The 8,442-nt window shown below is 31.5% G+C and carries 7 protein-coding genes; 5 read left to right on the forward strand and 2 right to left on the reverse strand.

The genetic code is table 4. The features are described from left to right. Positions 1-74: 74 nt before the first annotated feature. Together ACNQ2T_RS01465 and recO are read right to left on the reverse strand one after the other, a co-directional pair. Positions 75-548: a hypothetical protein gene (locus tag ACNQ2T_RS01465; protein ID WP_418018212.1), complete on the reverse strand. Its 474-nt coding sequence runs from the start codon at positions 546-548 to the stop codon at positions 75-77. A 307-nt stretch (positions 549-855) separates the two neighbouring features. Next, positions 856-1,509: a DNA repair protein RecO gene (gene recO, locus ACNQ2T_RS01470; RefSeq protein WP_418035808.1), complete on the reverse strand. Its 654-nt coding sequence runs from the start codon at positions 1,507-1,509 to the stop codon at positions 856-858. Positions 1,510-1,673: 164 nt separating this feature from the next. Between recO and ACNQ2T_RS01475 the strand changes: the two genes are divergently transcribed. Genes ACNQ2T_RS01475 through ACNQ2T_RS01495 form a run of 5 tightly spaced genes read left to right on the forward strand, consistent with a single transcriptional unit; the run spans position 1,674 to position 8,273 of the window. Then, entirely contained in the window at positions 1,674-1,997 is a 324-nt protein-coding gene (locus ACNQ2T_RS01475; protein WP_418035809.1) for a hypothetical protein, read from the forward strand. Next, positions 1,987-3,627: a fatty acid kinase ATP-binding subunit FakA gene (locus ACNQ2T_RS01480; protein WP_418035810.1), complete on the forward strand. Its 1,641-nt coding sequence runs from the start codon at positions 1,987-1,989 to the stop codon at positions 3,625-3,627. The genes ACNQ2T_RS01475 and ACNQ2T_RS01480 overlap by 11 nt, the downstream gene beginning before the upstream one ends. Next, entirely contained in the window at positions 3,627-4,631 is a 1,005-nt protein-coding gene (gene plsX / locus ACNQ2T_RS01485) for a phosphate acyltransferase PlsX (protein WP_418018213.1), read from the forward strand. The genes ACNQ2T_RS01480 and plsX overlap by 1 nt, the downstream gene beginning before the upstream one ends. Further along, positions 4,618-5,316 (forward strand): ribonuclease III, encoded by a 699-nt coding sequence (gene rnc, locus ACNQ2T_RS01490; protein WP_416755171.1) that lies wholly within the window; start codon positions 4,618-4,620, stop codon positions 5,314-5,316. The genes plsX and rnc overlap by 14 nt, the downstream gene beginning before the upstream one ends. Before the next feature lie 20 nt (positions 5,317-5,336). Further along, positions 5,337-8,273, forward strand: coding sequence for an SMC hinge domain-related protein (locus ACNQ2T_RS01495; RefSeq protein WP_416755173.1), 2,937 nt, complete (start codon positions 5,337-5,339; stop codon positions 8,271-8,273). Positions 8,274-8,442 lie beyond the last annotated feature (169 nt).

Raw genomic sequence — 8,442 nt, forward strand, 5'->3', positions numbered from 1 at the left:
GAACTAATATCCTTATGTCCTAGGGCTATTAGCTTTTAGATCGAAAAACGTACCTAATTTAGGCACGCTTCTTTTTACTTAATGATTTTTTGTCAGGTTAAGATGTCTAGACAGCTAATTGTAATCAATTCTATTATAATAAATGATCCGATTACAAATGGTAAACGATCAAGAGCTTTAACGCTGGCACTCGATAAGTAAGCTAACATATAACAATCAATAACAAATATAAATATCATGAATAGATATTTAATTACAGAAAATGTAATTTTAAGTGCTCTAACTTGTCTTCCTATAATCAGGTCTCCAAGCATAAATATAGCAATGAAAATAATTCAACTATACATTATTGTGCTTGTAATGGCACCTGAAAAGTTAGTGCTTGATGCTGTGTTAAAGCTATAGAAATGATGTATTGGTTTCTGTCCATTAACCATTTCAGTAACTAAAACTTGTCCAGGAATGCACATTAATATTAATATTAAAAATGCAACAGCAATAAGACAAGATTTAAATATTAAACAAGTGTCTTTTCTATCTAATTTCATTAAATTAAAAATGGGAAATTTTTAAAGCCTAAGCTTTACAACCGTAAGGTTGAAATTTCTTTTACTCCTTACAGATATTTTTTTGTGGGAATTACTTCCCACATAATCATTATACTATTAAACCTATGCAAGCCTATTTTTATAGCTATTATGTGGAAAATTCCACAAAATATGGAAATTTCTCACATTTTTAAATCTAAAAGAAAAGGTACTGGTTTGTAGAAACAATATAACTTGCTTAATGGACTTGAAAGCAAAAATGATATTTGCAATTAAAAAACCCAATATTTGAAGAATTAATATTGGATTAATAAGAAATTGCTCAAAAGCCTTGCTGATGTAAAAAGTTTACATAGTTGCTTAAAATATATTTATTAATTGAATCAGTAGCTTGAAACACGTAAGAATTTAAACTATGAAATGAAGATCAAATACATTGTAGTAACTTGATATCCATTAAAGGTTCTTCACCTTCATGTTTGTAGCAAATAAAGCCACCATATTGCACATCAAAAGAAATAAAATTTCTAGTGCTTCCACAAATCCGACATTTGTTAAAGTAATTGCAAAATCCTTGATTCACAAGTAGTTGGGCAATGAAATAAGTTAGTATCTTTTGATTATCATATTTGCCTATGTCATAGAAGTATCGATCATATTCAGCAAAAATATGGTTCTGAGTTTTGATGTAAGAAAAGACTTTTGTTAGCTTAGTAAAAAATAAAGAATTTTCTAAATTACTAATGTCAAATAGCTTTACTAAAGTAGCTTTTTTTAATTTTCCAACTTTAGTATCAAAGCGAGCTTTAAAGTACTCAAGTTCTACAATTGAGCCCAAAATCAGGTTGCTACGATTTTTGGATCCGGGCTTATCTAGCCCTTGAGCATAGAGTGCAAAAGTACCCCTAGCCCCAAAGAATGTGACTAAGAATTTATTATCTTCATATTCAGAAATATTCATAACAAGTGCTTTTTCTATGCTAACCATGACTAAATTATATTATTTTGCAATAAAAATGCAGGCTTTTAGCACTTTTTTTGCCAGCAAGAACTTGAAATATATACTATAGTATATATTGAAAAATAAGGTAAAATATACATACTAATTAAAAATGGAGAAAATATATGGAAATTTCAGAAATCAAACAATTATGCATTGATTCATTATCTGCAGTTCCAGGGATTGTTAAGTTACATAAGCCTACACTTGACTTAGATAAACCTTGTGACGAGTTAGATGATTGTCAAGCGCTCTTACCCGAGTTAATTAATGTCACAACTTCATCAACTGGTTTAAGCTTACAGTTAGCTTTCACAATTTTAGATGGGGTCTCAGCTAAATTTATTGTGACACAATTATTTAAACAAATTGACTTTGCTTTAAAGAAGAAGAAATTGAAATTATTGAATCTAACAGTAATTATTAAAGGAGTAAACAATGCAGGATAAAAATATCTTAACTGGTGTAGTTTTATCAAATGCTTTAATTTCAGGGGCTAATGCCTTAGTTAATGCTAAAAATAAAATTGATGCCTTAAACGTTTTCCCAGTTCCTGATGGTGATACAGGAACAAATATGGCTTCTACAATTGCAGCCACAGTAACTAATCTTGAAGCAAATGCCAATGAAACTGTGTCAAAAATTTTAAGTGATATGGCTCATGACATGATTTATGAAGCAAGAGGTAACTCAGGAGTTATTCTTTCTCAAATATTTAAAGGGTTTGCATTAGGTACAGCCGATAAAGGTAACTTAAATACTGCTGACTTAATTCAAGCCTTTGAAGGTGCGACAGCGAGAGCTTATAAATCAGTCTTTAAACCGGTTGAAGGAACAATACTAACAGTTATACGTGAAACAACTGAAAACTTAAAATTAGAATTCGAAGGCAAAACTGTTACTTATGTTGAATTCTTTGATAAAGCTTTAGCTTTTGCTCGTAAAAGTTGTGATGAAACTCCAAATAAACTTAAAACCTTAAGAGAAGTTGGTGTTACAGATAGTGGTGGAGAAGGACTTTATACAATTCTATGAGGAATTAATGAAGCATTACATGATCGTTTTGTAGCTATCTCTGAACAAAATGATGACATTAATAACTTTATTAGTGAAACTGAAGTTTATGAAGGTGAATTTGGGTATTGTACAGAAGTTTTAATTGACTTAGACAATCCTGAAAAATTTGATAAAGAAAGCTTTACTAAACGTCTTGAAAAAATAGCTAACTCACTTGTAGTTGTTAATGATGATAACTTAGTTAAAGTACATGGACATGCTATTAAGCCAGGAAAATTATTAAACCTAGCTCAAGAATACGGTGAATTTATCAAGATTAAATCTGAAAACATGACTTTACAAGCTAACTATTCAAAAGCTAATGCTGAAAAGATGAAACAAGAAGCTCAAAATAATGAAGCTCGTAAATTATGTGGAGTTGTTTCATGTAACCTTGGAAGTGGAATTGTTAAACGGATGAAAGAATTAGGTTGTGACTTTATTGTTGAAAGTGGTCAAACTCAAAATCCTTCTGCTCAAGATTTAATCAATGCAATTAATAATGTTAATGCTGAAACAGTTTTTGTACTAACTAATAACTCAAACATTATTTTAGTAGCCCAACAAGTTGCACAAGTTATTGATAACAAAAATGTTCTTGTAGTCCCAACTAAATCTCAAATGCAAGGAATTACTGCAATGTTAAACTTCAACCATGATTTATCTGCTGAAGAAAACATTGAAATGATTGAAGAATCAATTGCTACAGTAGTAACTGGAGAAGTAACTAAAGCTATTAGAAACACTACTTTAAATGGAGTTAAGATCAAAAATGGCTCATATTTAGCAATTATTGATGGCAAGATTATTTCAGCACATACAACAGTTATGGCAGCAGTCAAAGCAATTTTAAAAAGCAGTATCAAACCAAGTAGTGAATTAGTTTCAATCTATTATGGAGATGAAAGTAATTTAGGGGAAGCTGAAGAAGTTTCAAACTACATTAATGCTACTTATGATTGTGAAGTTGATATTGTTGAAGGTAACCAACCAACATATCAATTCTTGATAGGAATCGAATAATGAAATATAAATATACAATTGCTTTTGATGCTAATGGAAACGATAAAGGTGTCCTTGAATGTTTTTTAGGAGCTCAAAGATTTGCTAGCGAAAATCCTGATGTACTAGTTAAACTAGTTGGGGATATTAAAGAAGTTGCTGATTTAAATGATGCAGCTAACTTAGAACTAATTCAAAATGCTAACAAACCTAGTGATCCTAGAAATATTCGCAAATCAATGTCAGAAGACACTTCAATGAATCAAGCGTTAAACTTAGTATTAAATAAGGAAGCTGATGCAATTTTATCTAGTGGAGATAGTGGAACTTATATTTCTACTTTAACTCTAAAGGCTAAAAGATTACCTGGAGTATCTCGTCCAGCTTTCATGCCAATTGCAACAGCAAGTAATAATCGTAAATTTGTAATCTTAGATGTTGGTGCTAATTTAGAAACTAAGACAGAATTCTTAGTAGAATGAGCTGCACTAGCTGCAACTTATTGCAAAGCAATGTGACAAGTAACTCGCCCTCAAGTCTCTCTAGTTAATATTGGAACTGAAGATTACAAAGGCAATAGCACAACTCAAGAAGCACACCAAATTCTAAAAGGTGCTTTAGATTTCGAGTACCTAGGATTTATGGAACCAAAATCTTTATTCAAAGGCCAATGTGATGTGGTGTTATGTGATGGTTATGCTGGTAACATTATGATCAAGAGTTATGAAGGAGCAATTTCTAGCTTCAAGCATATGCTTAAGCAAGAAATTAAGCCTAGCTTATTAAGAAAAATTGGTGCTTTATTGCTTAAACCTGCATTTAAAGCAGTAGCTAATAAGTTAGACTATCGTTCAATTGCTAGTGCTTGAGTTCTTGGAGTTAACGCTTTAGCACTTAAGGCACATGGAAGCAGTGATTCACTAGCTTACTATAATGCTTTAAATAATATGAAGCAAGCACTAGAAGCTAACTTACTTGAAAAATTAAAAGACTCTGTTAATGTGGAGGCAAATGATGAAAATTAATAAATCTGCCACACTTGACCAGTTTTTAGAAGAACACAACATTGTGCCAAACTCTTATGAGCCTTATATTCTAGCAACTACCCATCCAAGTTATAACCGTAAGGGTCACAATAACTATGAAAGACTAGAATTCCTTGGGGATGCTGTATTACAATTGCTTACTTCAAGTTTTATGTATAAAGCTTATCCAAAACTGGCACAAGGGGAATTATCTCGTTTAAGAGCCAAGACAGTTGGAACTGGATATCTTTCTTATATTTCGCGTGAAATTGGATTATTAGATATTTTAAAAACTGGACCTGGTAAAATGCGTGACACTGTAATTCAAAGTGCCAAAGTACAAGCAGATATTTTTGAATCAATGGTTGGCGCAATATACATTGACCAAGGATTAAAAGTAGCAGCTGATTTTGCATTCCGTTACCTAAAAGAACGTATTATTAACTTGCACGATGAAGATAATAAGGATCCTAAAGGTGCATTACAAGAATACTTTCAAAGCACCAGCAAAGAAAGTATTACATATAATACAATCCAAATTGCTCCTCCAGATCAATTTAACCATCCATCATTTCAATCTCAAGCAATGCATGATGGTCAAATTTATGGAGTGGGATTAGGTGTAAGTAAAAAAGAAGCTGAAACTAATGCAGCGCTAGATGCATTAGCAAAATTAAAGGATTAAATTATATAAAGGAAGTCGATATGAAATTAATCAAAATCGAAGCTCATGGTTTTAAATCATTTGCTGAACCAGTAGTTTTACGCTTTGATGGTGGTGTTGCTGGAATTATTGGACCTAATGGTTCAGGAAAAAGTAACATTAATGACGCTATCAAATGAGTATTAGGAGAACAAAGCTCTAAAGAAATGCGTGGAGATTCAATGCAAGATTTAATCTTTGCTGGATCTAAGACTGCTAAACCAATGGACTTTGCTCGGGTAACTTTAACTTTTGATAACAAGGATTCAGATAACTCAATTGATGATGACACTGTTGTTATCACTCGTGAACTTTTCCGTGGGAAAGGGATTAATAATTACTACCTAAATGGTAAACCTTGTCGTTTCAAGGATATTAAATCTATCGCAATGGAAACTGGAATTGGAAAAAGTTCATTAGCTATTATTTCTCAAGGGACAGTTTCAGATATTGCTGAATCTTCAGATGAAGAACGTAGAGCAATCTTTGAAGAAGCTGCCGGAGTTTCTAAATTCAAATTTAAGAAAACAGAATCTTTAAGATTACTACAAAGTGCAGATGCTTCTATTGGAAAAATTGAACCAACTATTAATGAATTAGAAAAACAATTAGTTCCATTAAGAAAGCAAGCAGAAAAAGCTTTAATTTATAGAGATAAAAGTCGTGAGCTTAAGAAAGTTGAAGTAGCTTATTTAGCTCATGAAATTAGATCTAATGAAAAAACTTATGAAACTTTATCAAAAGAATTAGCTGGAGTTGAAGAAACTAGAGAATCATACTTAAGTCAAATTGCTAAATACCAACGTCAAATTGGTGAAAAGAGAATTGAAAAGAATGAATTAAGCAAAGAAATTGCTTCTTTAACTGGAAAACAAAGTGGAATTAAAAGCAGACTTGAAAACATAGAAATTACAATTACTAAGCAAAATGCTCGTATGGAGTTAATTGCTAGTGGTGAATTATCAGTTGGAAATGAAGAAACTGCAAAAGCTTATGCACTTAAAATTATTGAACTCGAACAAAATCTAAAATACCACAGAGATAGTGCTAAAAACTTAAATGAAAAAGTTCAAGAACACCAAAATAAAGTTAGAGAACTTTCAAGTAAAGTGAATACTTTACAAGTAGATTTAAACAACGCTAAAACAAAACATACTCAAGTAAATACTAATTTACAAATCTTACTGGAAACCAAAAACAAAAAAACCAACCTATTTAAGGGAACTAGAACTATTGTAGATAATGCCTCAAACTTTAGAGGATACAAAGGATTAGTTAGAGACTTAATTAAAGTTCAACCTGATTACACAGCTGCAATTGAAGCAATTTTAGCAAGTGCTTCACAACACATTGTTGTTGATATGCCTAATACAGCTGTTAAAGCAGTTGAATTCCTTAAGAAAAATAATGGTGGTAGAGCAACCTTTATTCCTTTAACATCTATTAAAGAAAAATTCGTACGTGATGACTATTTATTAGTTGCATCTAACCATGCAGGTTACATTGGAGTTGCCTCTGATTTAGTAGAATACGATCCTCAATATGAAGTATTAGCTAAATTTTTACTAGGTAACGTTGTAATTGTGCAAGATATTGAAAGTGCTAACCAAATTTCAAATATCTTAGAACGTAAATATATGGTAGTTACTCTTGATGGTGACATTATCCGTGTTGGGGGTGTTATTGTTGGGGGAACTGCTCAAGAAAGCGATAACATCATTGGACTTGATGAAAGAATTGCTCAATTACAACAATTACTCCCTTCATTAAACAATATTATTGCCAATAATGAAGCTTTAATTGAAAAACACAATGCTGAAATAACTCGTGTTAATACAGCTTTAAATGAATATACTTTTGAAGCAAGACAAGAAAACTTATTAATAGGTCAAATGGAAAGAGAACTTGATGAATTCAAGTCAAAAACAGACCTTATTGAAGTAAATCGTGATGAAGTAGCTCCATCAGTTCTAATTGGAGAAAGAAACGATTTATATAAAGAATATACAATTGTAAAGAATGATTTAACTATCAAGAACCAATTCCTTGAAACTCTTGATGCTGAATTATTACACTTAAGTGAGGCTTTAGATCAAACTCAAACTACATTAAATGAGTTAAATAATACTTTCACTAACAAAATTACAATTTACAAGAATTCTGAACTTAACTTGAAGAATTACCGTGAAAGACTAGCAAGCCAATATTCATATACAGTTGAATACGCTGAAGCTAACTACAAACTAGAAATTCCAGTTGATAAAGCTAGAGAACTAGTTGCTGAATTAAGAGAACAAATCTCTGAACTTGGTGCAGTTAACTTAGAAGCTATTGAACAGCTTGAAAGCGTCGAAGAACGTTATGACAGATATGTAGCTGACAGAGATGAATTAGTTTCAACAAGAAACATCTTAATGGAAGCTATTTCTGAACTTGACAAAATCATTGTTACAAGATTAACTAGTGTAGTAAATGATGTTAACAATGAATTCAATGCAGTATTTAAATCAATGTTTGGAGGAGGAAGTGCTGAAGTTAGATTTATTGATCCTAACAATGTCTTAGAATCAGGAATTTCTATCTTTGCTCAACCTCCTGGAAAAAGCATTAAGAATTTAAGACTATTTTCAGGTGGTGAAAAAGCCTTAATCGCAATCTCATTACTATTTGCTATCTTAAGAGCTAGACCACTTCCATTATGTATTCTTGACGAAGTTGAAGCTGCTCTTGATGAAGCTAATGTTATTAGATATGCTGAATACTTACAAGAACTTAAAAAACAAACTCAATTCATTGTTATCACACACAGAACTGGAACAATGTCAAGAGTTGACTCATTATTTGCTGCAACAATGCAAACTCGTGGAGTTACAAACTTCTTTAGCGTGCAATTAAAAGATGCAGCCAAATATGTAGATCAAGATTCAAACAACCAATAATACTTATATCCCTATGGTATAGGGATATTTTTTATTGCAAATAAAAAATACCTACAAGAGGTATTATTCACCTACATTTCCCACTTGAGCAAAATATAGTCACTTTTTAGGTGGCTATATTTTTGAAAAAAATATAAATATTATGCTACTATGCTACTAAATGTGGTAT

Origin of the sequence: Mycoplasma haliaeeti, assembly GCF_048284645.1 — a bacterium.
GTDB lineage: Bacteria > Bacillota_I > Bacilli_A > Mycoplasmatales > Metamycoplasmataceae > Mycoplasmopsis.